This window comes from Streptomyces sp. SM10 (assembly GCF_002910915.1).
In the GTDB taxonomy this organism is placed as follows: domain Bacteria; phylum Actinomycetota; class Actinomycetes; order Streptomycetales; family Streptomycetaceae; genus Streptomyces.
This window is the reverse complement of record NZ_NEUF01000098.1, coordinates 1-1,993: the sequence shown is the minus strand read 5'-3', so window position 1 is coordinate 1,993 and position 1,993 is coordinate 1. Positions and strand designations below refer to the sequence as shown.

The window sequence follows — 1,993 nt, the reverse complement described above, 5'->3', positions numbered from 1 at the left end:
GTCGTAAGTCCAAGCGGCTGCGGGTGAGTCATGCGTTCCATTCGCCGCGTATGGAGGCCATGCTCGACGRCTTCCGTGCGGTCGCGGAGACGCTGACCTTCCACCAGCCCGAGATCGCGATCGTCTCCAACGTCACCGGCCGTGTCGTAGCAGACGACGAGGTTGGTTCGGCGGACTACTGGGTGCGCCATGTGCGTGAGGCGGTTCGTTTCGTCGACGGGATGCGCACCCTCCAGGAGCAGGGCGTGTCCACGTTCCTGGAGCTGGGCCCCGACGGGGTGCTGTCCGCGATGGGGCAGGACTGTGTCCAGGATTCGACGTTCGCCCCGGTGCTGCGCAAGGACCGCGACGAAGCGACGACTCTCGTCACCGCGCTCGCCGAACTCCACGTACGCGGGTCGGTGGTCGACTGGGCGGCGTACTTCGCCGGCACCGGCGCCCGGCGCATCGACCTCCCAACGTACGCCTTCCAGCACGAGCACTACTGGCTTGCTTCATCCTTCAGCGGGGCTGCGGATGCGAGGGCCCTCGGCCAGAGTGCCGGCGAGCACCCTCTGCTGGGAGCCAAGGTCGTCGTGGCTCAGGCCGATGAGTACCTGTTCACGGGCAGACTGTCGGTCGAGGCGCATCCGTGGCTCGGTGACCACATGGTCATGGGCTCGGTGCTGCTGCCGGGCACGGCCTTCGTCGACCTGGCCCTGCATGTTGGTGAGCAGGTCGGCTGCGACCTCCTGAGCGACCTCACGCTTGAATCGCCCTTGATCCTCCCCGACCACGGGGCGGTGGACGTCCAGCTGACCCTGGGTGCTGCTGAGGACGACGGTAGCCGGGCGATCGCCGTTCACGGGCGACTGGCTGAGGATGCGGACGCGCAGTGGACACGGCACGCGGCGGGCACACTGTCCGCAGGCGGCGCACCGGCAGGTGAGCCGCTGGAGGAGTGGCCGCCGCGTGATGCTGTCGTCCTCGATGCCGCGGGTCTGTATGAGAACCTGGCAGACATCGGCTTCGGCTACGGTCCTACGTTCCAGGGCCTGCGGGCTGCCTGGCGGCGCGGTGACGAGGTGTTCGCCGAGGTCGCCCTGCCGGAAGGGACGGATGCCGCAGGGTTCGGCGTCCACCCGGCACTGCTCGACTCGGCACTGCACACGATGGGTCTTGCGGCCGGCTCCGGCGAGGACTCGGCCGGAGAAGCGCGGCTTCCGTTCGCATGGAGCGGGGTCTCGGTATCCGCCGTGGGGGCGACTGTCCTGCGGGTACGGATCACGACTACTGGTTCGGGCCTCTCCCTGGCCCTCGCTGACAGTGCAGGCGCCCCGGTTGCCGCCGTCGAGTCGCTCGCTCTGCGGGCGATCTCGCCGGATCAGTTCACCGCTGCCGCCGACGTCGGCACGCGCGATGCGCTGTTCCAGGTGGACTGGATCAGCCACGACGCGGAGGAGGAGCGGGTCGAAGCCCGCTGGGCCGTGTTGGGCGACCCGATCGGAGTACCCGGCCTCCGGTACGCCGACCTGACCGCGTTCATCGGCGCGGTGGGTGCCGGTGAGTCGGTGCCGGGTGTGGTGGCGGTGTCGTTCGCGGAGGCCGGCTCCGGTGCTGGGGATGTGGTGTCTCGTACGCATGAGGTTGCGGGCAGGGCGCTGGAGTTTGTCCAGGACTGGCTGGGCGATGAGCGGTTCGCTGATGCCCGTCTTGTGGTGTTGACGCAGGGTGCGGTGGCGTGTGGGGCCGGTGTTGTGCCGGATCCTGTTCAGGCTGCGGTGTGGGGTTTGGTGCGGTCGGCTCAGTCGGAGCATCCGGGTCGGTTCGTGCTGGTGGATGTCGACGGGGCCGAGGCTTCGTCGACGGTTCTGCCGGCTGTGGTGGCTTCGGGCGAGCCGCAGGTGGCCGTGCGTGGAGGCCTGGCGTTCGTGGCGAGGCTGGTGCGTCCGGCGGTCGGTTCGGGTGAGGTGGCCGGGCTGGACGCGGTGGGCACGGTGCTGGTGACGGGTGC

General features: G+C 69.3%; 1 protein-coding gene. It reads left to right on the top strand.

What is annotated here, in order from left to right:
* Positions 1-59: 59 nt before the first annotated feature.
* Positions 60-1,993 (top strand): polyketide synthase dehydratase domain-containing protein (locus tag B9S57_RS14520; protein ID WP_258036389.1); only part of this gene is annotated, 1,934 nt, incomplete at its 3' end.